Origin of the sequence: Citrobacter sp. Cpo091, assembly GCF_030332645.1 — a bacterium.
GTDB classification, from domain to species: Bacteria; Pseudomonadota; Gammaproteobacteria; order Enterobacterales; family Enterobacteriaceae; genus Citrobacter; species Citrobacter portucalensis.
This window is the reverse complement of record NZ_JAOWHL010000028.1, coordinates 178,889-201,089: the sequence shown is the minus strand read 5'-3', so window position 1 is coordinate 201,089 and position 22,201 is coordinate 178,889. Positions and strand designations below refer to the sequence as shown.

Genomic DNA, 22,201 nt, shown 5'->3' with positions numbered 1-22,201 from the left:
TTGCGCAGGCCGGGTTAGCAATGGCGCAACCCGGCGAGCCTGGTGACTTACTGCGGATATTCCTGCAGCAGCGCGTTGAGACGATCGGACATCAGTTCGCCACGCCAACCGGAAACCAACTCCGGCAGGGTCTGCTGCGGCTTTAATTTCCAGTGCCAGTTGAGTAGCTGGTTGATTTGACGGCGTGAAGCCAGCAGTTCGACGCTAAGATTATGCTCAGTACTCACCTCGGCAACCAGCGCCTTAATGGCTTTAAACGCTTTGCGGTATCCAGGCATATCCATCAAATTCAGCAGCGGCTGTGGCAGTGATTCTTCCGGTAAAGCCTGCGCTTTTTCTACCAGAGAAATCAGCGTTTTGCCGTGGAAGCGAATTTCACTACCGGAAAGGCCGAGGCTGTCCAGTTCACCCAGACTCCCTGGCATATAACGAGCGACCGACCACAGGTGTTCTTCACGCACCACAAAGTTCACTGCCAGATCGCGCTCACGCGCTTTACGCAGTCGCCAGTCGGCAAGCAGTTGCAGGCAGGCCAACTGACGGGTACGCAGTTGCCAGGCGTTGGTGATGTCGCGCCATGCGTCTTCAGGCGCCAGAACTTCCTTGCGACGCTGCTGCATTAAGCGACATTCGTCCAGTGCGGCTGGCAGCCAGCCGCTGGTTTCAGTTTCAACCATCAGTTTTGTGGTGATCGGTAATAGATACCAGACATCAGCCGCCGCGTACTCACACTGACGCTCGGTCAGCGGTCTGGCCAGCCAGTCGGTGCGGGATTCGCTTTTGTCCAGCGCCACCCCCGTAAACTCTTCCACCATCGCGGCAAACCCCCACGACAGCGGACGACCGCAAAAAGCAGCCAGAATTTGTGTATCAATCAACGGCTGCGGCAGTTCGCCAAAAGCGTTGAGAAACACTTCCAGATCTTCGCTACCTGCATGCAGGAATTTGGTGATGGCAGTATCACGCAGAATATCGCGCAGCGGCGACCAGTCGGTGATCCCCTGCGGATCAATCAGAGCAACGTGTTTGCCATCAAACAGCTGGATCAGCCCCAACTGCGGATAATAGGTACGCGTGCGAACAAATTCTGTATCCAGGGCTATCGCCGGAAATTCACGGACGGCTTCGCACAGCGTGGCCAACGCGTCGTCCGTGGTGATCATTTGATAATTCAAATCGTGCTCTCTTAGGTTTGCGCCAAAAAAAACGCCGGATTTCCCGGCGTTTTCTACTGGCTGACTTAACGCTCAGCCTTTATTGTCCACTTTGGCACGCGCTTCGTCACGTAATTCTCGTCGCAAAATTTTACCAACGTTAGATTTCGGCAACTCATCGCGAAACTCCACCAGCTTTGGTACTTTATAGCCCGTCAGGTGACGACGACAGAAAGTGACCAGCGCTTCATCGGTTAACGAGGCATCTTTCTTCACTACGAAAATTTTCACCGCTTCACCGCTGCTGCCGGACGGAACCCCAACCGCAGCCACTTCCTGCACGCCAGGGTGTTGCATAACCACGTCTTCAATTTCGTTCGGATAGACGTTAAAGCCGGATACCAGGATCATGTCCTTCTTACGATCGACAATACGCAGGAAGCCTTCATCATCCATCACCGCAATATCGCCGGTGTGCAGCCAGCCGTCTTTGATGATTTCGTCAGTGGCGTCCGGTCGCTGCCAGTAGCCCAGCATCACCTGTGGACCTTTCACACACAGCTCACCCGGTTCTCCCGGCGGCACTTCGTTGTCGTCGTCGTCCACCAGCTTGACCTCAGTGGAGGGAACCGGTAAACCGATACTTCCGCTGTGGTAGTCAATATCGTGAGGGTTAACACTCACCAGCGGCGCGCACTCCGTCAGGCCATAACCTTCCAGAAGATACTGCCCTGTCAGCTTCACCCAGCGCTCAGCCACTGCCTGTTGAACCGGCATTCCGCCACCTGCTGAAAGGTGCAGTGACGAGAAGTCCAGTTGCTGAAACTCTTTGTTATTCAGCAGCGCGTTAAACAGCGTATTGACGCCGGTCATCGCGGTAAACGGATACTTCGCCAGTTCTTTGACCAGTCCTGGGATATCACGCGGGTTAGTAATCAGCAGGTTTTGACCACCCAGCTCAATAAACAGCAGGCAGTTCATCGTCAGCGCAAAAATGTGATACAGCGGTAGAGCCGTTACCACCAGTTCTTTGCCCGGATGCAGCAACGGGCCGTAGGTGGCGTTAACCTGCTCCAGGTTAGCCAGCATGTTGCGGTGCGTGAGCATCGCGCCTTTCGCCACGCCGGTTGTCCCGCCGGTATATTGCAGGAACGCCAGATCTTCCGACACCACTTCGGGTTTCACATACTGCATGCGATAGCCGTTTTGCAGCGCACTGCGAAACGAGATGGCATCCGGCAGGTGATACTTCGGCACCAGGCGCTTGATGTACTTCACGACAAAGTTAACCAGCGTTCCTTTGGCGGTCGACAGCTGATCGCCCATACGCGTCAGGATCACGTGTTGCACCGACGTTTTGTCGACCACTTTTTCCAGCGTGTGGGCAAAGTTGGACACGATGACAATCGCCGACGCGCCGCTATCGTTGAGCTGATGTTCCAGCTCGCGAGGCGTATACAACGGGTTCACATTCACGACGATCATGCCGGCACGTAAAATCCCAAACAGTGCGACCGGATATTGCAGCAGATTCGGCATCATCAGCGCGACGCGATCGCCCTTTTTCAGCCCGAGCCCCTGTTGTAAATAAGCGGCAAACGCACGGCTACGCTCTTCAAGCTTGCGGAAGGTCATCACCTCCCCCATGTTTACAAACGCGGGCTGATCGGCATAGCGTCTTACTGAGTGTTCAAAGAGTTCCACCAGGGATTGATAACGGTCAGGATTGATCTCCGCAGGAACACCAGCGGGATAACGGTTAAGCCAAACCTTTTTCAATACATCACCTCTAAAATGCGTATTCGTCGTCATCACAACCCCAGGCAATAAACAAACTGTTAACATAATATTAACTCAGCGTACCAGTTTGTTTATTACACAACGACAAGGTTGCGAAGCACGTCACTATTTATTTTTCTTATATCCACGTTAATGCAGAAACAGCGGACGAGCCGCTGTTTCTTTTACCAATAAAACAAAGAGTTACTCTGTTACTATGGTCTGAACCTGTGCCGGGCCGGGATTGTACCAGCCCCATCCGCCGTAGCCACCGTAAGGCCAGCCACGCGCACCGTAGAACCAGGGGTCGATAGGCTGAGGTGGCATGACAATCTGCTGAGTAATATGCCAGCGTTTATAACCAGTTACCTGCATCAGCATGAATTTATACGGCGTATTACCGATTTTTCCGTCCACTGTACCGCTTATCGGGCCGACGACGGTGACCAGTTGCCCGCGAAAGTCCACCGGGTCAAGGAAGCCATTTACATCAGCATATATCCGCCCACGAGAGGCTTCACCCAGCACGGGGCGTGCACCGCTATCGAGCGGAACGGTGGCAATTTCCAGACGGGATTTTCCCTGCTGGTTCTGAATATCCACCACTTTGCCGCCGAAACGCGCTTCCTGTCCGACATACAGCTGCGGCGCATTCATCACCCGCACCAGATCCTGCTGCGGCATCGGGCTCGAACCTTTAATCGCATCCGGGATGGTGACGCAGCCGCTAAGCATTAACGCTAAGGCCCCCGCCAACACACCTTTCAATAACTGCTTTTGCACCGCCATATTGTGACTCCCTTTTCTTAGCTTCTGCCCCGGCCTGTTCACAATGCTGTGCACTGACGACTGTACGTCTTAGCCGGGGTTCTACTACTAAGATTCATTCTTTACCGGGAAGTTTCTTCCACGCCACGGTGTTACGTAAATAAACCGGTTCAGCGTGTTCGACCGCTACGGTCTCACCCGCAGCCAGCATTTGCGTGGCGACGGGCAGCATGTCTTCAGCCGCTGGAAGCAGCACGTCACCATCGCTGAGCGTCAGCCCGCTGTCTTTACCAAGCTCAGGCCATGCCGGCCAGCCCGTCCCGACCGTCACCCAGTCGCCAGACAGCTGCAATAAACGCTCATGTACCTGCTCGGGGGTTAACACCGCTTCGGTTTCTTCACCGTGCCAGTTACCGTTGTCATCACGCTGGTATTCGGCCCAGTAGACTTCGCCCATTCGCGCGTCAATCGCCGCCAGTACGCGAGTCGCGCCCGACTTACGCCAGGCGCCCTGCGCCATGGTAGCCAGGGTGGAGACGCCGATCATCGGTAAGTTTGCGCCTAACGCCAGCCCCTGAGCAATGCCAATACCGATACGCACGCCGGTGAAACTGCCGGGACCGCGACCAAACGCCAGGGCCTCGATATCGGTTAACGTGAGATCGCCAGCGGCCAGGATTTCCTGAACCATCGGTAAAATTCGTTGGGTGTGTTCTCGTGGGCAAAGCTCAAAGTGAGCCTTGATAGTACCGTCATTCCACAGGGCAACAGAGCACGCCTCTGTGGCGGTATCGATAGCCAGAATTCGCATGGGTGTTTGTGATCAGATCAATAAATTTGGCGCGCATCTTACCACACTCCGTAACAAATTACTCAGTCGTTGGTATGGCAAGAAAGCGAACCGCGCGAGCGATGTCACGCGTCCGCGGCGCAGGAGGAAGACTCGCCAGGAAGGTGGCGCCGTATGGCCGCATAACCAGACGATTGTCGCAAATCACCAGCACGCCGCGATCGTCAGCATCACGTATCAGACGCCCTACCCCCTGCTTCAGGGTGATTACCGCATCCGGCAACTGGACGTCTTCAAACGGTTCGCCGCCGCGCAGTCGACAATCCTCCATTCGGGCTTTTAACAGCGGGTCGTCCGGCGAGGTAAATGGCAGTTTATCGATTATCACCAGCGACAGCGTATCGCCGCGCACGTCCACGCCCTCCCAGAAGCTGCTGGTGGCAACCAGTAGCGCATTACCTGCGCTGACAAACTGCTGTAGCAGTTGTCCTTTGCTGGTTTCGCCCTGCAGCAGTACGGGAAGCGTCATGGTAGCGCGGAATTGCTCCGCCAGATCGCGCATCATCGCGTGCGAAGTGCACAGCATAAAACAGCGACCGTTGTTCGCTTCGATAATAGGTCGCAGCATGGATGCTAACTGGCGCGCAGCCCCCGGCTGGTTGGTTTGCGGGAGATTACGCGGCACGCACAGCAGCGCCTGGCGCGTGTAATCAAATGGGCTTGGCAGCAGCATCGACTGGGCATCTTCAATACCCAGTCGTGCGGTGAAATGATGAAGATCGTCGTTTACCGACAGCGTCGCGGAAGTAAAAATCCAGCAGCCCGGCTTTTGTTCCATCACCTCTTTGAATTTATCCGCCACCGTAAGCGGTGTCAGCGCGAGGGTGAAATGGCGGGAGGTGCATTCATACCAGTAGCTGAAGCCTGGCTGGTTGATCTCTTTCAGGCGCTTCAGACGCGCACGATAAAGCGTGGCGCGCTCAAACGCGGCATCCAGCAACGCCGAACGCCCGAGGGACAGCTTCGCCACGTCATAACACAGCTCCAGCGTGTCATCGAGCAGCAAAAACGCGCGCTGTACGCGCTGGTCGACCAGCAGTTCCCGCAGGTTTCCGCGATAGCCCGGCTCACCAAGCTGCAAGCGGAAGTCCTGAGCGCTTTGTGCAAGGCGATCGGCGCACTTTTGCAGCTGCTGAGTGTCTTTCAGCTCGGTGCGATAGGCAATGGTGATGTCTTTCGCCAGGTCTAACAGCTGGCGACTGGAGAGCGATTGACCAAAGTACTGGCTGGCGATATCCGGTAACTGATGCGCTTCATCGAAGATCATCACATCAGCTTCCGGGATCAGTTCGCCAAACCCGCTCTCTTTTACCACCATATCGGCGAGAAACAGATGATGGTTAACCACGACGACATCCGCATCCATCGCTTTTTTACGCGCTTTAACGACAAAACACTCTTTATACAGCGGGCAGTCGCTGCCCAGACAGTTGTCATTAGTGCTGGTCACCAGCGGCCAGGCCTGAGAGTCTTCCGCCACGCTGACGCAGGTGCTGATGTCCCCATCAAGGGTTTGATTTGACCAGGAGCGCAGCAGAATGACGTCGCTTAACGTTTGTACCGGCAAGTCGCCACCCGCCAGCGCCTGCTGTTCAAGACGCTCAAGGCACAGATAGTTTGAACGCCCTTTCAGCAGCGCCAGTTTACCGGTGAACTTCAGTGCCTTAGCGACGGTCGGGAGGTCGCGGCTGTATAGCTGATCCTGTAACGCCTTCGAGCCAGTGGAGACAATGACCTTCTTTCCGGCACGCAGCGCTGGGGCAAGATAAGCGTAGGTTTTACCCGTTCCGGTTCCGGCTTCTACCACCAGCGGTTGTGATTTTTCGATGGCATGACTGACGGCGATGGCCATCTGCCGCTGTGGTTCTCGCGGTTTAAAACCCGGTATCGCTTTAGCCAACTGACCGTCTGCTGCAAAATCGTCCGTCACACTGCCCCCTGTTCATTTGAACAGGGATTATGTCAGGCCAGCGGGTCTTTCGCCAGTTGAAGAGGTGACGTGGGCACAACATTATGGCAGTCTTGGCGCAACCCAAAGCTATTATGAAAAAACGTAAACGAGGAATGATTTATGACGATTGTGCGCATTGATGCCGAAGCGCGTTGGTCCGACGTGGTAATCCACAACAACACGCTGTATTACACCGGCGTGCCGGAAAATCTGGATGCAGACGCCTTTGAGCAGACGGCAAATACGCTGGCGCAAATTGATGCGGTGCTGGAAAAACAAGGCAGCAACAAGTCACGTATTCTTGATGCCACCCTATTTTTGGCAGACAAAAACGATTTTGCCGCCATGAACAAAGCCTGGGACGCGTGGGTCGTTGCTGGCCACGCGCCGGTACGTTGTACCGTTCAGGCCGGATTGATGAACACGAAATACAAAGTTGAGATTAAGATAATCGCTGCAGTTTAAGCGGCGTTATTCGTCTTCATCTTCAAAACGCGCCACGATCCGCTCGCCGGTATGACTGGCGCGTAACTCTTCAGCAACCAGAGCAATGGCTTGTCCGCTGCTCATCCCCTGCGACATCAGCTCCTGAATACGCTCTACCGCTTTTTGCTGCTGCTCATGACTGAGTGAAGGTAAACCTGCAAACATTGTTAACTCCTGCTAAATTGTCTGCGCTAATTATTTCATGCTACCGGGCAGTTAGCCAGTAGAGTAGCAACGAGTCAGGACTGATGAAGACGTTATCTCCCGCAGTAATCACATTACCCTGGCGTCAGGACGCCGCTGAACGCTATTTTTCGACATTAAGCCATCTGCCCTGGGCGATGCTGCTGCATTCGGGTCAAGCCGACCATCCGCATAACCGCTTTGATATTCTGGTGGCGGATCCCGTCACCACGTTGGTTACACGTGCTGAAGAGACCGTAGTGCAGGACGGGCACGCAATCACGCGCTCGCTTGATGATCCAATGACGGTATTACATTCCGCGCTAGCTGCACACAAGATTCACCCCGAGTATCACCCGGATCTGCCGTTTCAGGGCGGCGCGTTAGGTCTGTTTGGCTACGACCTTGGCCGACGCTTTGAATCTCTGCCCACTATTGCTGAGCGCGATATTACGCTACCGGATATGGCCGTTGGCATTTACGACTGGGCGCTGATTGTTGACCACAAGTTGCAGACCGTATCGCTGCTCAGCCATACCGATGTCGAGGCTCGCCTGAAATGGCTCGACGCGCAACAACCGCCAACGCGTGAGCCGTTTACATTGACCTCGGCGTGGCAGTCCAATATGAGCCGCGCCCGGTATGGCGAAAAATTCCGCCAGGTACAGGGCTATCTGCACAGCGGCGATTGTTACCAGGTCAACCTCGCGCAGCGTTTTCAAGCGCATTACGAGGGGGATGAGTGGCAGGCATTTGTCAAACTCAATCACGCTAACCGCGCCCCGTTCAGCGCGTTTATTCGTCTTGAGGAAGGCGTTATCCTCAGTCTTTCGCCGGAACGTTTTATTCTGCTGGAGAACCAGCATATCCAGACGCGTCCTATTAAAGGTACGTTGCCCAGGCTTGAAGATGCCGATGCCGATCGTGAGCAGGCCCGGCGGCTGGCGAATTCGCCGAAGGATCGTGCGGAGAACCTGATGATCGTCGATTTGATGCGTAATGATATTGGCCGCGTTGCCGTACCGGGGTCAGTACAGGTTCCGGAGCTGTTTGTCGTCGAACCGTTCCCTGCCGTTCATCATTTGGTCAGCACCATTACCGCACGTCTGCCAGAGTCATTACACGCCACCGATCTGCTACGCGCAGCCTTCCCCGGCGGCTCTATTACCGGTGCGCCGAAAGTGCGGGCGATGGAAATTATTGACGAACTGGAGCCACAAAGACGTAATGCCTGGTGTGGCAGCATCGGTTATCTGAGTTTCTGCGGCAATATGGATACCAGCATCACCATTCGCACGCTGACAGCCACAAACGGACAAATTTATTGTTCCGCTGGCGGCGGCATAGTGGCGGACAGTCAGGAAGACGCTGAGTATCAGGAAACATTTGATAAAGTGAATCGTATTTTGCACCAACTGGAGAACTGAGACGTGGAATACAGCAGCCTGACGCTTGATGATTTTTTATCGCGCTTTCAACTCCTGCGCCCGCAGGTCAATCATGCCGCGTTAAACCAGCGCCAGGCCGCCGTACTGATCCCCGTCGTGCGTCGTCCACAGCCGGGATTGTTGTTAACCCAACGTTCCGTTCACCTGCGCAAGCACGCCGGACAGGTCGCCTTCCCCGGTGGGGCGGTGGATAGCAGTGATGCCTCGTTAATTGCCGCCGCCCTTCGCGAGGCACAGGAGGAGGTGGCGATCCCACCTTCATGCGTAGAAGTGATCGGCGTTCTGCCGCCGGTCGACAGCGTGACCGGTTTCCAGGTCACCCCAGTGGTAGGCATTATCCCGCCTAATCTGCCGTATCGCGCCAGTGAAGATGAAGTTTCAGCAGTGTTCGAAATGCCGCTGGCCCAGGCCCTGCATTTAGGTCGTTACCACCCGTTGGATATTTACCGTCGTGGCGATTCACATCGCGTATGGCTTTCCTGGTATGAGCAATATTTCGTCTGGGGAATGACTGCCGGAATAATTCGTGAGCTGGCGCTGCAAATTGGCGTCAAGCCCTGACTATACTTATCTTTACGCGCGCCATAGACAACTTGAAACTCAGGTCACAACATTAGTAAAACCGCGGTTATCTATTAGTTTAATTCATGTGAATAGTTAAGCCGATCGCCGCGTTCCCTCTTACACTATGCGCAGTTATAACATCGTTACTGGAAAGCCCAGTCGCCCTGTAGGAGTATTATCGTGATTAGTCTATTCGACATGTTTAAGGTGGGGATTGGTCCCTCATCTTCCCATACCGTAGGGCCTATGAAGGCGGGTAAACAGTTCGTCGATGACCTGGTCGAAAAAGGATTACTGGACAGCGTTACTCGTGTCGCCGTCGACGTGTATGGTTCACTGTCGCTCACGGGTAAAGGTCACCACACCGATATCGCCATTATTATGGGTCTGGCGGGCAATGAGCCTGCTACCGTGGATATTGATAGCATCCCCGGATTTATCCGCGACGTAGAAACGCGTGGACGCCTGCTGCTTGCGCAAGGTCAGCACGAAGTGGATTTCCCGCAGAATGACGGGATGCGTTTTCACAACGGCAACCTGCCGCTGCATGAAAACGGAATGCAGATCCATGCGTACAATGGCGAAACCGTCATTTATAGCAAAACCTACTACTCAATCGGCGGTGGATTCATCGTTGATGAAGAACATTTTGGTCAGGATGCCGCGGGCGAGGTCAGCGTGCCTTATCCGTTCAAATCCGCGACTGAAATGCTGGAGTACTGCAACAGCACCGGCCTGTCTCTCTCTGGCATGGCGATGCAGAACGAACTTGCTCTGCACAGCAAAAAAGAGATTGAAGAGTACTTTGGCCACGTCTGGCAAACCATGCAGGCCTGTATCGATCGTGGTATGAACACCGAAGGCGTGTTGCCGGGTCCGCTGCGCGTTCCTCGTCGTGCTTCAGCTCTGCGTCGTATGCTGGTTTCCAGCGATAAGCTGTCCAACGATCCGATGAACGTGATCGACTGGGTGAACATGTTCGCGCTGGCCGTTAACGAAGAAAACGCCGCGGGCGGTCGCGTGGTGACAGCGCCAACCAACGGTGCCTGCGGTATCGTGCCTGCGGTATTGGCCTATTACGATCATTTCATCGAGTCCGTCAGCCCCGATATCTATACCCGCTATTTCCTGGCGGCCGGTGCAATTGGCGCGTTGTACAAAATGAACGCCTCAATCTCTGGTGCAGAAGTAGGTTGTCAGGGTGAAGTGGGCGTAGCCTGCTCCATGGCTGCCGCTGGTCTGGCTGAACTGTTGGGCGCGAGCCCTGAGCAGGTGTGTGTTGCTGCCGAAATCGGCATGGAACATAACCTCGGCTTAACCTGCGATCCGGTTGCCGGTCAGGTACAGGTTCCGTGCATTGAGCGTAACGCCATTGCTTCAGTGAAGGCGATCAACGCTGCGCGTATGGCAATGCGCCGTACCAGCGCGCCGCGCGTCTCGCTGGATAAAGTCATTGAGACCATGTACGAAACAGGTAAAGACATGAACGCCAAATACCGCGAAACGTCACGCGGTGGCCTGGCAATCAAAGTTCAATGTGACTAATACTTAATTTTCGCCCATCTGCGACGGATGGGCGAATTTGCCCCCTCTCCCTCGTCTACTGTAATTTTCCCCACTACACTTGCTCTGTTGCTGTTGGCTTCTGTGACCAACGGCTTATCGGGCGGCCCGCATGCAAACAGCACAACGGATCATTAAAAATTATCGCCGGAATCGCTTAATCGTTTGCACAGTATGTGCACTACTGACGCTCATCCTCACATTAACTGTTCGATTTATTTCGGAGCGTAATTTAAATCACCGAAATATCGTCACCTTTGCCAACCATGCTGTAGAAGAACTGGATGACGTACTTTTACCCTTGCAGACCGGACGTGATGTATTGCTGCCGTTAATTGGCCTCCCCTGCTCAGTGGCACGTTTACCGTTAAGCAAACATGCCGCAAGACTGCAAACGGTGCGTTCTATTAATCTGATTCAAAGCGGGATCCTCTATTGCTCCAGCATTTTTGGGTATCGCAATGTCCCCATTCGTCAACTACAGCCCGAATTACCCAGCCGGGAACCGCAACTGCTGCTGTCTACTGACCATTCGCTGATTAAAGGCAGCCCGATTCTGACGCAATGGTATCCATCCTCTGCCGATGGTGAAGATGGCGTGCTGGAAATCGTCAATATTGATTTATTGTCGTCTATGTTGCTTGAACCCCAGCCGCCGCAGATCACCGATGCCAGCTTAACCGTTGGTAATCGGCATCTACTGTATGATCAAGGTGTGGTCGATACTCTGCCTAAGCTAAATGATGAAAAACGCTACCAGCTGTCATCTCAACATTTCCCGTTTACCATTAGCGTCACCGGCCCCGGTCCCAGTGAACTGGCGATTAAACATCTGCCAACACAGCTGCCGCTGGCGGTGATCCTAAGTTTATTAGTGGGTTACCTGGCATGGCTGGCGACTGCCAGCAGAATGAGTTTTTCCTGGGAGATTAATCTGGCCCTTGCTGCTCGGGAATTCGAGCTGTTTTGCCAGCCGCTGCTTAATGCGCAAACCCAGCAATGCATGGGCGTGGAGATTCTTCTACGCTGGAATAACCCACGCCAGGGTTGGATCTCTCCGGAAGTGTTTATTCCCATCGCTGAGGAGCACAACCTGATTGTGCCGCTAACCCGTCATGTCATCGCAGAAACCATTCAGCAAAGACACGTTTTCCCGATGAGCAGTCAGTTTCATATTGGGATTAATGTCGCCGCCAGCCATTTTCGTAACGGCACGCTGCTAAAAGATCTTAATCAGTACTGGTTCAGCCAGCACCCAATCCAGCAGTTGGTTATCGAACTGACCGAACGCGATGCGTTACTGGATGTGGATTATCGGGTCGTACGCGAATTAAATCGTCTCGGCGTAAAACTGGCAATTGATGATTTCGGCACCGGCAATAGCTCGCTCTCCTGGCTGGAAAAACTCCGCCCGGATGTGCTGAAGATCGATAAATCATTTACTTCGGCCATAGGAACAGACGCCGTGAACTCAACCGTCACAGACATCATTATCGCTTTGGGGAAAAAATTGAATATAGAACTGGTGGCGGAAGGCGTTGAAACCCAGGCGCAGGCTCAGCATTTGCGCCGACACGGCGTACATTTGTTGCAAGGTTTTTTGTACGCAAAGCCAATGCCGCTGCGTGATTTCCCAAAATGGCTGGCGGGCAGCACGCCGCCGCCCACCCGACATAACGGGCGACACAGTATGCCCGTCATGCCGTTTCGCTAAACCCGATTACTCGTCTTCGTCGTGAGCGGGTTGTTCTTTAACAATGCGAACTAAATCCACACGATAGTCATTCGCTTCGACAATCGTAATGCTCAGCGGTGCAACCTCGATAACATCACCGACACGTGGAATATGGCCGTTAGCCGCAATGACTAAACCTGCCACCGTGGCGATGTCTTCGTCTTCATTCACTAACGTATCCACGTCCAGCGCCTGTTGCAACGCATGCAGATCGGTACCGCCTTTGACCAACCAACCACCTGCATCAGCAATAATTTCAGGTGTTTCATCGGCATCCGGGAATTCACCGGCAATGGCTTCTAATACGTCCAGCGGCGTGACCAGACCCTGTACTACGCCAAACTCGTTAGTGACGATAACGAAGCTACCGCGGGCACGACGCAGTACGCCTAACAGATTGATCGGGTCCAGCGTCTCCGGAACAACAATAGCCGGAGAAGCAGAGGCAATCGCCGCCACATCCACACCGTCTTCCAGCGCCACCAGCAGCTCTTTAGCACGCACGATACCGATGATTTCATCCAGTTCGCCACGACACACCGGGAACAGGCTGTGAGGTGAAGAGAGCAACTGCTCGCGAATTTCTGCCACGCTCAGGTCGGCATCAACCCAGCTGATTTCACCACGAGGCGTCATAATGCCGCGTAACGAACGCGACGCCAGGGAGAGGACGCCGTTGATCATATAGCGTTCTTCTTCCACAAACGCGCCTTCCGGGACAGGAACCGGCACCGGGTTATCGGATTCCATCTGCACGCTGGCCTGGCGTTTACCGCCCATCAGACGCAGGATTGCATCGGCAGTACGTGCACGCAGCGGCAGCGTCGACTGGTGGCGAATAAAGTTACGACGGGCAATCTGGTTAAACAACTCGATGATGATCGAGAAACCAATCGCCGCATACAGATAACCTTTCGGAATATGGAAGCCAAACCCTTCGGCAACCAGGCTCAGACCAATCATCAACAGGAAGCTCAGACACAGCACCACCACCGTCGGGTGTTGGTTCACAAATCGTGTCAGCGGCTTAGAGGCCAGCAGCATCACGGCCATGGCAATCACTACTGCCGCCATCATCACTGGCAGATGGTTGACCATGCCGACCGCCGTAATCACGGCATCCAGCGAGAACACCGCATCGAGGATGACAATCTGCGTTACGACAACCCAAAAGCTCGCATACCCTTTCGTCTGCCCGGTATCATGTTCACGGTTTTCCAGTCGCTCATGCAGCTCTGTCGTAGCCTTGAACAAGAGGAAGATACCCCCCAGCAGCATAATCAAATCGCGCCCCGAGAACGCATAGTCCATTACCGTGAACAGCGGCTTTGTCAGCGTCACCATCCACGAAATCACGGACAACAAGCCCAGACGCATAATCAGTGCCAGTGACAAACCGATTAAACGCGCTTTATCACGCTGTTTCGGCGGCAGCTTATCAGCCAGGATCGCAATGAAGACCAGGTTATCAATACCCAGAACAATTTCGAGAACGACAAGCGTGAGCAAACCCACCCAAATCTGCGGGTCCATTAATAATTCCATGACAAGCTCCTGCTTAAGGAATGACCAAACTGCGCGCTGAGGATCTCAGGCGTTAAAGCGATATGCAGAGAAAATTTGTGGCAAAAAGTGCCAATCTGACAGGCTTGATACGGCCTGAAGGTGAAATGACGTCGGTGACGATCCATATGGTGGGCTACTGCCCTATACTCCTGAGTAATTAAACAGATGCTAAACATAACAGAGAGAAGCTGTTTTTAGCAAAGATTTACCTTCCTTTGCAATAAGTTGTTTCGGAGATATTTTACCCTTCGAAATTTCTTTTTATCGGAAGTTAAATTACGGATCTTCATCACATAAAATATTTTTTTCGATATCTAAAATAATTCACGAAAATCATAGGTTTTTCTTTGTAACCCTTATCTGAATCGATTCGATTGCGGACGACGATTCAAATACATCTTCACGTTGATGTGTTAACGATAATAAAGGAGGTAGCAAGTGACCATTGCTATTGTAATAGGCACACATGGTTGGGCTGCAGAGCAGTTACTTAAGACGGCAGAGATGCTGTTAGGCGAGCAGGAAAACGTCGGCTGGATCGATTTCGTTCCAGGCGAAAATGCTGAAACGCTGATCGAAAAGTACAACGCTCAGTTGGCAAAACTCGATACCAGTAAAGGCGTGCTGTTTCTCGTTGACACATGGGGAGGCAGCCCGTTTAACGCTGCGAGCCGCATTGTCGTCGATAAAGAGCATTACGAAGTAATCGCCGGTGTGAACATTCCCATGCTGGTTGAGACCTTCATGGCGCGTGATGACAACCCAAGCTTTGATGAGTTAGTGGCACTGGCCGTTGAAACCGGTAGCGAAGGCGTGAAAGCGCTGAAAGCAAAACCGGTGGAAAAAGCCGCTCCTGCCCCCGTCGCGGCACCGAAAGCAGCAACCCCCGCGAAACCGATGGGTCCGAACGATTATATGCAGATCGGCCTGGCGCGTATTGATGACCGCTTAATCCATGGTCAGGTGGCAACTCGCTGGACCAAAGAAACCAACGTAACGCGCATTATCGTCGTCAGTGATGAAGTTGCCGCCGATACCGTGCGTAAAACGCTGCTGACTCAGGTAGCACCTCCGGGTGTGACGGCGCATGTGGTTGATGTCGCGAAAATGATCCGCGTCTACAACAACCCGAAATATGCAGGTGAGCGTGTGATGCTGTTGTTCACCAACCCAACCGACGTAGAACGTATCGTTGAAGGTGGTGTGAAAATTACCTCCGTGAACATTGGCGGTATGGCTTTCCGTCAGGGTAAAACGCAGGTAAACAACGCAATTTCTGTCGATGACAAAGACATCGAAGCCTTCAAGAAACTCAACGAACGCGGTATTGAGCTTGAGGCCCGTAAGGTTTCTACCGATCAGAAACTGAAAATGATGGATTTGATTGCCAAGGTGAAATAATTCCCTGGCATTTACTTAGTTTTCACACTTAAGTCTGTATAGCAATAGGAGAAGTACAATGGAGATTACCACTCTTCAGATTGTGCTGGTGTTCATCGTCGCATGTATCGCGGGTATGGAGTCGGTACTCGATGAATTTCAGTTCCACCGTCCGTTGGTGGCCTGTACGCTGATTGGTGCCGTTCTTGGGGATATGAAAACCGGTATTATCATCGGTGGTACCCTGGAAATGATCGCCCTGGGCTGGATGAACATCGGTGCTGCGGTTGCACCAGATGCCGCACTGGCCTCAATTATCTCTACCGTTCTGGTTATCGCGGGTCATCAAAGCATTGGTGCCGGTATCGCGCTGGCTATCCCACTGGCAGCAGCAGGCCAGGTACTGACCATTATCGTTCGTACAATCACCGTAGCATTCCAGCACGCAGCGGATAAGGCAGCCGAAAACGGTAACCTGACTGCGCTCTCCTGGCTGCACGTATCCTCGCTGTTCCTGCAGGCTATGCGTATCGCTATCCCGGCGGTAATCGTAGCGATTTCTGTTGGTACCAGTGAAGTTCAGAGCATGCTTAACGCCATTCCGGAAGTCGTAACCGGTGGTCTGAACATCGCAGGCGGTATGATCGTAGTGGTTGGTTATGCGATGGTCATCAACATGATGCGCGCAGGCTATCTGATGCCATTCTTCTACCTCGGCTTCGTCACCGCGGCATTTACTAACTTCAACCTGGTTGCTCTGGGTGTGATTGGCGCAGTCATGGCCATCCTCTACATTCAGCTGAGCCCGAAATATAACCGCGTAGCCGGTGCACCTGCTGCGGCGGCTGGCAATAACGATCTCGATAACGAACTGGACTAGCAGGTGAGCGAAATGGTTGATATGACTAAAACTACCACCGAGAAAAAACTCACTCCGAGTGACATTCGTGGCGTGTTCATTCGTTCTAACCTGTTTCAGGGTTCATGGAACTTCGAACGTATGCAGGCGCTGGGTTTCTGTTTCTCCATGGTACCGGCTATCCGCCGCTTGTACCCGGAAAACAACGATGCACGTAAGCAAGCGATTAAGCGTCACCTGGAATTCTTTAACACCCATCCGTACGTAGCGGCTCCAGTACTGGGCGTTACGCTGGCAATGGAAGAACAGCGTGCAAACGGCGCAGAGATTGACGATGGTGCCATCAACGGTATCAAAGTTGGTCTGATGGGTCCGCTGGCAGGCGTCGGTGACCCGATCTTCTGGGGCACCGTACGTCCGGTCTTCGCCGCACTCGGCGCAGGTATCGCGATGAGCGGCAGCCTGCTGGGGCCACTGCTGTTCTTCATCCTGTTTAACCTGGTTCGTCTGGCAACCCGCTACTACGGTGTGGCATATGGCTACCGTAAAGGTGTCGATATCGTTAAAGATATGGGCGGCGGCTTCCTGCAGAAACTGACCGAGGGGGCGTCAATCCTCGGCCTGTTTGTCATGGGGGCATTGGTTAACAAGTGGACGCACGTAAACATCCCGCTGGTGGTTTCCACTATCACCGGTCAGGATGGTCAGACTCGTGTTACCACCGTGCAGACTATCCTTGACCAGCTGATGCCGGGTCTGGTTCCTCTGCTGCTGACATTCGCCTGTATGTGGCTGCTGCGTAAGAAAGTGAACCCGCTGTGGATCATCGTTGGCTTCTTCGTCATCGGTATCGCGGGCTACGCTGTCGGACTGCTCGGCCTGTAAGACTGTTGTACATCACCGGGGGCTTGCCCCCGGTTTTTCTATTTAGAGGGTTGAGGATTCATGACTATCACGGACCTGGTGCTGGTTCTATTTATCTTTTCGCTGCTGGCGTATGCCATTTACGATCAGTTCATCATGCCCCGCCGTAATGGCCCTACTCTGCTTACTGTCTCCCTGCTTCCCCGCAGCAGAGTTGACAGCGTTATCTTCCTTGGCTTGGTAGCTATTCTTATCTACAACAACATCACCAGCCACGGCGCGCAATTTACCACATGGTTATTATGTGCACTGGTATTGATGGGGTTGTATCTGTTCTGGATCCGTACGCCAAAAATCATCTTCAAGCAGAAAGGTTTTTTCTTCGCCAACGTCTGGATTGAATATAACCGCATTAAAGAGATGAATTTATCTGAAGACGGTGTATTAGTGATGCAATTAGAACATCGAAGATTGTTGATCCGCGTACGAAATATAGACGATCTTGAGAAGATATATAAACTTTTAATTTCAAATCAATAGGTTACAAATATAGCCTGAACTATGTTTTTTATATATCAGTATAAAAACAAACATAGCCAAGGCTATATTTAACTGTCCACAATGTTATTTATTTTAACGTTTTCTTTATAAATAAATCTAAATGAAAATCGTTTTCAATTAGAAGTCAAATATTATTTCTGCGTTTCTTGTTTTATATTCTCAAAATATGTTAAGGTTGCGCCCGTCGTTGGGGAGTAGCCGATTTCCAGACTCCGGAAATGTACGCGTCAACATACTCGTTGAAAAACGTGGCGCGTACGGACTGAATTTACAGGTTCAGTCAGGCGAGACCATAGGCACATCAACTGCAATGCATATCTGAATGGCGCTGTATTTACAGTGATTCCGGCCTGTATGCATGGTTACTGGGGGCAGTGATGTGTTTTATGGATACCCCGGTCAGGACGCTGTTATGAATCTCACCGCTACCGTTCTTCTCGCTTTCGGCATGTCGATGGATGCTTTCGCTGCATCAATTGGCAAAGGTGCCACCCTGCATAAACCCAAATTTTCTGAAGCATTGCGCACAGGTCTGATATTCGGCGCAGTTGAAACGCTTACGCCGCTGATTGGCTGGGGCATGGGTATGTTGGCCAGCAAATTCGTGCTGGAGTGGAATCATTGGATCGCCTTCATTCTGCTGATCTTTTTAGGCGGGCGAATGATAATCGAAGGTTTTCGCGATAACGGTGATGAGGATGAAGAACCGCAGCGCCGTCATGGTTTCTGGCTGCTGGTTACCACCGCCATTGCCACCAGTCTCGACGCAATGGCCGTCGGGGTGGGTCTGGCTTTCCTGCAGGTCAATATTATTGCCACTGCGCTGGCCATCGGCTGCGCCACATTGATTATGTCCACGCTCGGCATGATGATTGGTCGTTTCATTGGCCCGATGCTGGGCAAACGAGCAGAAATTTTGGGTGGGGTGGTGCTGATTGGTATCGGTGCCCAGATCCTCTGGGCACACTTCCACGGTTAATTCAGACGCTGCCAGACATGAATACTAAAGTCGGTCTGGCAGTCAAACGTCTTTTTCTCCGCTAACGTTTCCCACACCTCCGGCTTTGCCCGCCAGGCGAACGGCGTCATTTGCAGTAACGCAACGGCCTCGCTGCCCTGAAGCTGCATCTGATACCCCAGCGCAATACTCTGTTGCAGAACAAAACCGTCCAGTTGCTCTGTGTGCGGCGCATGCAAACGCACCTCATCATAAATAAGCCCTTTCAGTTCCATTAAATGACGCGGTCCCGGCGTGGCGGTGATAACCCATCCCCCCGGTTTAACCACGCGTGCCAGCTCTTGCGCTTTACAGGGCGCGTAGATCCTGATGATGGCATCCATTGACTCATCTGCGAACGGCAGACGATGACTGGAGGCAACGCAAAAGGTCACCTGCGGATAGCGTCTGGCTGCAGCTTTAATTGCCACTTTGGAGACGTCAAGACCAAAGGTTGTACAACCCGTCAGGGCGTCGGCAAACGCATGGGTGTAATACCCTTCCCCACAGCCAATATCCAGGATCGCTGCATCTTCTGAAGTCGACTTCTCTTTCAGCACATTCACAATCGCATCACGCAACGGTTGATAGTGCCCGGCATCAAGAAATGCCCGTCGCGCCTGCATCATCTCAGCGCTGTCACCCGGATCGCGCGATCGTTTATGCTGAACCGGCAGTAAGTTGACATACCCTTCTTTCGCCACGTCAAACTGGTGCCGCCCGGGGCAGACAAAACTGTTATTCGCTTGAGTAAGAGGCTGGTGGCAAAGAGGACAGGAAAACGACATGACAACTCCGGCAGGTGACTTAAGGGCGCAAGTGTAACGCGAATTGCGCCCTGGGAAAATAACTTACAACGACGGCGAGGATACGTTGCTGCCGTGCATCACCAGCAGATGATCGGAGTCAGCAGGCATACCATCCGGTTTAACGTTCTCCAGACGCAGGACATCACCCATTATCTGGCTGAAGACAGGCGCAGAGACAGCCCCACCATAATAAGCACCGTTTTGCGGATTATTGATGACGACCACCAGTGCAAATTTCGGGTCGCTCGCTGGCGCAACGCCTGCCGTGTAGGCCACGTATTTATCGACATACTTACCGTCATCACCAATTTTCTTTGCCGTTCCTGTTTTAACCGCCACGCGATAATCCCTGACCGCGGCTTTAGTTCCCCCACCACCGGGTAACGCAACGCTTTCCATCATATGTTCAACCTGGTGAACCAGCGCCTCCGGCATCACTCTGGTACCGATTACCGGCGGGTCAATACGGGTAATCGAAAGGGGCCGATAGATACCAAAACTACCAATGGTTGCATATACGTGCGCCAACTGCAGCGGCGTTACCATTAACCCATAACCAAATGCAAAGGTCGCGCGATCCAAATCGCTCCAGTAGCGGCGCTGAGGCATCAAACCGCTGCTTTCACCGGTTAATCCCAGTCCGGTTGGATCGCCAAAACCAAAGCTTTTATAGGTATCCAGCAATTTTTGGACAGGCATAGCCAATGAAAGGTGCGACACGCCGGTATCGCTCGATTTCTGTAAAATCCCGGTAAGCGACAGTTCCGGGTAAAACCCGACATCGCGAATGCGATGTCCATCAAGGTAAAAAGGATGGGTATCAATCACGCTGTCGGGTTGTACTATCCCCTGCTGGAGTGCAGTCATGATCACCAGCGGTTTAACGGTTGAACCGGGTTCAAACGTATCGCTAATTGCACGGTTACGAAAATCATCCAGTACCGCGCCATCACGATTATTGGGGTTGAAGTCAGGAAAGCTCGCCATGGACAGTATTTCACCGGTAGCAATGTTGACCAGCACTGCGGCTCCTGATTCTGCTTTATTCCACGTAACGGCATTGTCCAACGCATCTTCGGTGACCGTCTGCAGACGCTCGTCGATGCTGAGCTGTAATTCGTGTGCAGGTACAGGCGTAACTTCGGTGATATTTTCGATGACATGGCCAAATTTGTCTTTACGTACCAGACGGGAGCCAGGTTTACCCATCAGCTGGTTATTAAAGCTCTTTTCCAGCCCTTCAATGCCTTGTCCATCAATGTTGGTAAAACCAATGAGATTCGCCGCTACGTGGCCTGCGGGATAGAACCGGCGGGATTCCTCGCGCAGGTTGATGCCCGGGAGATTAAGATCATCGACCCACTCAGCCTGCTGAGGGGAAATTTGTCGTGCCAGATAAATAAAACGTCCGCCAGGATTACTGTTAACGCGTTCCGCCAGCGTACTCAGTGATAAATGCAGAGTCCTTGCCAGAGCCTGCCAGCGTTCGTTGTAACCCACGCCTCCCTTGCTGATGATGGTCTTAGGATCGGCCCATACGGCGTTAACCGGAACACTTACCGCCAGCGGTCGCCCTTCTCTGTCGGTAATCATCCCGCGCGGCGAGGCAATAGTTACCTCACGTAACGAACGCATGTCTTCCTGTTTCACCAGACTCGTCGGCGTGACAATTTGCAGCCACGCAACCCGACCCAGCAGCAATCCCAGACTCAATAATATTGCCACACAAAGCAGGGCAAAACGTACGGGAGTAAAATTGCGCGCGTCGCCGTCGTTTTTCTTTTTCACCTGGTCTCCAGCAAGATAGTTTTTCAGGTGTCTGATTTAACGAGAAATGTCGTAAGAAAGCGGGGAAAACTATGCTACGAACATCACGTCTTTGCAACAAAGCGCTAATGGAAGGGCATTTAGAAATATTTAGACGTATTTTGAATTAAAAAGCCCCGCATAGGCGAGGCTTTATATCTGAGATGGTTGCGCATATGCGCTTCAAATCAGTGGTGTCGATCAGATAGCTGTTACGTTAACAGCAGCCGGACCTTTCTGGCCGTCCTGAATTTCGAACTCAACGTTCTGGCCTTCAGCCAGAGTTTTGAAGCCGTTACCCTGGATAGCGGAGAAGTGTACGAACACGTCTTTGCTGCCATCAGCCGGAGTAATGAAACCAAAACCTTTAGACTCGTTGAACCACTTAACTTGACCTTTAATCTTTGCCATTTGCAAAATTCCTTAGAGTATTTTCTTCGCCCGCAGGCATAACATAGATAAAACTGAGACATTACTGCTTGAGGCACTAATATAAGGTTCGGCAGAGAAGCGGTATTCAACGTCAACGTGTTTACTCAGGACTTCTTTACTGAAAATGCCACACATAAACAGAACTGTACCTCGTTTAACCCAAAACGTGTTATCACATACAACGTTAATAATGGCAAGCCATTTTTAAACGTGTCTCGATCGGTCGCACAAATCCCGTCGTTCATCAAACAGCAACTGCACAGTTATGCGCCACACCGAGTAGTGTTATATTCCCGCCGCTCGCCCCATCCCCCGTCTGGCTTGCACCATAGCCGGGACATTTCTACCATAGCTCAATAGCTTCGGTTGTTCCAGATTAGCTGTTACAGGGTGTGCCGGATATCATTTTTTATGCTTAGTAATGCATAAAATGTCACAAGCGTAAA

At 52.5% G+C, this 22,201-nt stretch carries 22 protein-coding genes and 1 riboswitch; of the genes, 10 read left to right on the top strand and 12 right to left on the bottom strand.

Translation table 11 applies throughout. The features are described from left to right. Window positions 1–47: 47 nt before the first annotated feature. The 5 genes from rnd to yoaA all read right to left on the bottom strand — a co-directional run bounded on the left by rnd (window position 48) and on the right by yoaA (window position 6,481). Window positions 48–1,163: a ribonuclease D gene (gene rnd / locus OGY04_RS04480; protein WP_286584841.1), complete on the bottom strand. Its 1,116-nt coding sequence runs from the start codon at window positions 1,161–1,163 to the stop codon at window positions 48–50. Between the two features lie 84 nt (window positions 1,164–1,247). Next, window positions 1,248–2,933, bottom strand: coding sequence for a long-chain-fatty-acid--CoA ligase FadD (fadD, locus tag OGY04_RS04475; protein WP_122973804.1), 1,686 nt, complete (start codon window positions 2,931–2,933; stop codon window positions 1,248–1,250). Window positions 2,934–3,137: 204 nt separating this feature from the next. After that, entirely contained in the window at window positions 3,138–3,722 is a 585-nt protein-coding gene (locus OGY04_RS04470) for a Slp family lipoprotein (protein ID WP_003020975.1), read from the bottom strand. Window positions 3,723–3,816: 94 nt separating this feature from the next. After that, entirely contained in the window at window positions 3,817–4,512 is a 696-nt protein-coding gene (gene tsaB, locus OGY04_RS04465) for a tRNA (adenosine(37)-N6)-threonylcarbamoyltransferase complex dimerization subunit type 1 TsaB (RefSeq protein WP_286584840.1), read from the bottom strand. A gap of 58 nt (window positions 4,513–4,570) precedes the next feature. Beyond that, on the bottom strand, window positions 4,571–6,481 hold the full coding sequence (gene yoaA / locus OGY04_RS04460) for a DNA repair helicase YoaA (protein WP_286584839.1): 1,911 nt from the start codon (window positions 6,479–6,481) through the stop codon (window positions 4,571–4,573). A gap of 141 nt (window positions 6,482–6,622) precedes the next feature. Between yoaA and OGY04_RS04455 the strand changes: the two genes are divergently transcribed. Next, window positions 6,623–6,967 (top strand): RidA family protein, encoded by a 345-nt coding sequence (locus OGY04_RS04455; RefSeq protein WP_032943758.1) that lies wholly within the window; start codon window positions 6,623–6,625, stop codon window positions 6,965–6,967. Between the two features lie 6 nt (window positions 6,968–6,973). Here the strand turns inward: OGY04_RS04455 and OGY04_RS04450 are convergent, their stop codons facing one another. Beyond that, entirely contained in the window at window positions 6,974–7,153 is a 180-nt protein-coding gene (locus tag OGY04_RS04450) for a YoaH family protein (RefSeq protein WP_003020986.1), read from the bottom strand. A gap of 83 nt (window positions 7,154–7,236) precedes the next feature. On the opposite strand from OGY04_RS04450, the gene pabB reads away from it, so the two are divergent. The 4 genes from pabB (at window position 7,237) to pdeD (ending at window position 12,460) form a co-directional block, all read left to right on the top strand. Continuing rightward, window positions 7,237–8,598, top strand: coding sequence for an aminodeoxychorismate synthase component 1 (gene pabB / locus OGY04_RS04445; RefSeq protein ID WP_032943759.1), 1,362 nt, complete (start codon window positions 7,237–7,239; stop codon window positions 8,596–8,598). A gap of 3 nt (window positions 8,599–8,601) precedes the next feature. Further along, window positions 8,602–9,180, top strand: a complete 579-nt coding sequence (locus OGY04_RS04440; RefSeq protein ID WP_003020991.1) for a CoA pyrophosphatase — start codon at window positions 8,602–8,604, stop codon at window positions 9,178–9,180. A gap of 183 nt (window positions 9,181–9,363) precedes the next feature. Further along, window positions 9,364–10,728, top strand: a complete 1,365-nt coding sequence (gene sdaA, locus OGY04_RS04435; RefSeq protein ID WP_003833765.1) for an L-serine ammonia-lyase — start codon at window positions 9,364–9,366, stop codon at window positions 10,726–10,728. Window positions 10,729–10,858: 130 nt separating this feature from the next. Then, the gene (pdeD, locus tag OGY04_RS04430) at window positions 10,859–12,460 is read left to right on the top strand and encodes a cyclic di-3',5'-guanosine monophosphate phosphodiesterase PdeD (protein ID WP_008785025.1); all 1,602 of its coding nucleotides are present in this window, start codon (window positions 10,859–10,861) and stop codon (window positions 12,458–12,460) included. A 6-nt stretch (window positions 12,461–12,466) separates the two neighbouring features. On the opposite strand, the gene yoaE is transcribed toward pdeD, so the two are convergent. Continuing rightward, window positions 12,467–14,026, bottom strand: a complete 1,560-nt coding sequence (gene yoaE / locus OGY04_RS04425; RefSeq protein ID WP_008785026.1) for a CNNM family cation transport protein YoaE — start codon at window positions 14,024–14,026, stop codon at window positions 12,467–12,469. After that, window positions 14,014–14,172 (bottom strand): protein YoaL, encoded by a 159-nt coding sequence (locus OGY04_RS23190; protein ID WP_370766360.1) that lies wholly within the window; start codon window positions 14,170–14,172, stop codon window positions 14,014–14,016. The genes yoaE and OGY04_RS23190 overlap by 13 nt, the downstream gene beginning before the upstream one ends. 313 nt (window positions 14,173–14,485) lie before the next feature. Here OGY04_RS23190 and manX point away from each other — a divergent pair, with 313 nt between their 5' ends. From manX to mntP, 5 genes are all read left to right on the top strand, one after another. Then, a complete protein-coding gene (manX, locus tag OGY04_RS04420) occupies window positions 14,486–15,448 on the top strand; it encodes a PTS mannose transporter subunit IIAB (RefSeq protein ID WP_003833768.1) in 963 nt (320 codons plus the stop codon). Window positions 15,449–15,506: 58 nt separating this feature from the next. Beyond that, window positions 15,507–16,307 carry a PTS mannose/fructose/sorbose transporter subunit IIC gene (locus OGY04_RS04415; RefSeq protein ID WP_003021004.1) on the top strand — a complete coding sequence of 267 codons (801 nt, stop codon included), beginning with the start codon at window positions 15,507–15,509 and terminating at the stop codon, window positions 16,305–16,307. Between the two features lie 12 nt (window positions 16,308–16,319). Further along, window positions 16,320–17,171 (top strand): PTS mannose transporter subunit IID, encoded by an 852-nt coding sequence (locus OGY04_RS04410; protein WP_003833769.1) that lies wholly within the window; start codon window positions 16,320–16,322, stop codon window positions 17,169–17,171. A gap of 60 nt (window positions 17,172–17,231) precedes the next feature. Continuing rightward, window positions 17,232–17,690 carry a DUF986 family protein gene (locus OGY04_RS04405; RefSeq protein ID WP_032943762.1) on the top strand — a complete coding sequence of 153 codons (459 nt, stop codon included), beginning with the start codon at window positions 17,232–17,234 and terminating at the stop codon, window positions 17,688–17,690. A 198-nt stretch (window positions 17,691–17,888) separates the two neighbouring features. Further along, a riboswitch (yybP-ykoY riboswitch) is annotated at window positions 17,889–17,993 on the top strand. A gap of 130 nt (window positions 17,994–18,123) precedes the next feature. After that, on the top strand, window positions 18,124–18,690 hold the full coding sequence (mntP, locus tag OGY04_RS04400) for a manganese efflux pump MntP (RefSeq protein WP_020996621.1): 567 nt from the start codon (window positions 18,124–18,126) through the stop codon (window positions 18,688–18,690). Here mntP and rlmA read toward each other — a convergent pair. The 4 genes from rlmA to OGY04_RS04380 all read right to left on the bottom strand — a co-directional run bounded on the left by rlmA (window position 18,687) and on the right by OGY04_RS04380 (window position 21,890). Beyond that, window positions 18,687–19,496, bottom strand: a complete 810-nt coding sequence (rlmA, locus tag OGY04_RS04395) for a 23S rRNA (guanine(745)-N(1))-methyltransferase (protein ID WP_008785031.1) — start codon at window positions 19,494–19,496, stop codon at window positions 18,687–18,689. The genes mntP and rlmA overlap by 4 nt on opposite strands. A 63-nt stretch (window positions 19,497–19,559) precedes the next feature. Continuing rightward, window positions 19,560–21,305 carry a peptidoglycan DD-transpeptidase FtsI2/PBP3(PARA) gene (ftsI2, locus tag OGY04_RS04390; RefSeq protein ID WP_003833773.1) on the bottom strand — a complete coding sequence of 582 codons (1,746 nt, stop codon included), beginning with the start codon at window positions 21,303–21,305 and terminating at the stop codon, window positions 19,560–19,562. Between the two features lie 219 nt (window positions 21,306–21,524). Beyond that, window positions 21,525–21,734 carry a transcription antiterminator/RNA stability regulator CspE gene (gene cspE, locus OGY04_RS04385; RefSeq protein WP_001062678.1) on the bottom strand — a complete coding sequence of 70 codons (210 nt, stop codon included), beginning with the start codon at window positions 21,732–21,734 and terminating at the stop codon, window positions 21,525–21,527. A gap of 12 nt (window positions 21,735–21,746) precedes the next feature. Further along, entirely contained in the window at window positions 21,747–21,890 is a 144-nt protein-coding gene (locus OGY04_RS04380) for a DUF2627 domain-containing protein (RefSeq protein ID WP_003034983.1), read from the bottom strand. Window positions 21,891–22,201 lie beyond the last annotated feature (311 nt).

Excerpts from the sequence above, each read along its gene's own strand:
- rnd (WP_286584841.1), bottom strand. The coding sequence starts at position 1,163 with ATGATCACCACGGACGACGCGTTGGCCACGCTGTGCGAAGCCGTCCGT.
- OGY04_RS04470 (WP_003020975.1), bottom strand. The coding sequence starts at position 3,722 with ATGGCGGTGCAAAAGCAGTTATTGAAAGGTGTGTTGGCGGGGGCCTTA.
- tsaB (WP_286584840.1), bottom strand. The coding sequence starts at position 4,512 with ATGCGAATTCTGGCTATCGATACCGCCACAGAGGCGTGCTCTGTTGCC.
- OGY04_RS04455 (WP_032943758.1), top strand. The coding sequence starts at position 6,623 with ATGACGATTGTGCGCATTGATGCCGAAGCGCGTTGGTCCGACGTGGTA.
- OGY04_RS04450 (WP_003020986.1), bottom strand. The coding sequence starts at position 7,153 with ATGTTTGCAGGTTTACCTTCACTCAGTCATGAGCAGCAGCAAAAAGCG.
- pabB (WP_032943759.1), top strand. The coding sequence starts at position 7,237 with ATGAAGACGTTATCTCCCGCAGTAATCACATTACCCTGGCGTCAGGAC.
- pdeD (WP_008785025.1), top strand. The coding sequence starts at position 10,859 with ATGCAAACAGCACAACGGATCATTAAAAATTATCGCCGGAATCGCTTA.
- yoaE (WP_008785026.1), bottom strand. The coding sequence starts at position 14,026 with ATGGAATTATTAATGGACCCGCAGATTTGGGTGGGTTTGCTCACGCTT.
- OGY04_RS23190 (WP_370766360.1), bottom strand. The coding sequence starts at position 14,172 with ATGGATCGTCACCGACGTCATTTCACCTTCAGGCCGTATCAAGCCTGT.
- OGY04_RS04415 (WP_003021004.1), top strand. The coding sequence starts at position 15,507 with ATGGAGATTACCACTCTTCAGATTGTGCTGGTGTTCATCGTCGCATGT.
- OGY04_RS04410 (WP_003833769.1), top strand. The coding sequence starts at position 16,320 with ATGGTTGATATGACTAAAACTACCACCGAGAAAAAACTCACTCCGAGT.
- OGY04_RS04405 (WP_032943762.1), top strand. The coding sequence starts at position 17,232 with ATGACTATCACGGACCTGGTGCTGGTTCTATTTATCTTTTCGCTGCTG.
- mntP (WP_020996621.1), top strand. The coding sequence starts at position 18,124 with ATGAATCTCACCGCTACCGTTCTTCTCGCTTTCGGCATGTCGATGGAT.
- rlmA (WP_008785031.1), bottom strand. The coding sequence starts at position 19,496 with ATGTCGTTTTCCTGTCCTCTTTGCCACCAGCCTCTTACTCAAGCGAAT.
- cspE (WP_001062678.1), bottom strand. The coding sequence starts at position 21,734 with ATGGCAAAGATTAAAGGTCAAGTTAAGTGGTTCAACGAGTCTAAAGGT.
- OGY04_RS04380 (WP_003034983.1), bottom strand. The coding sequence starts at position 21,890 with ATGTGTGGCATTTTCAGTAAAGAAGTCCTGAGTAAACACGTTGACGTT.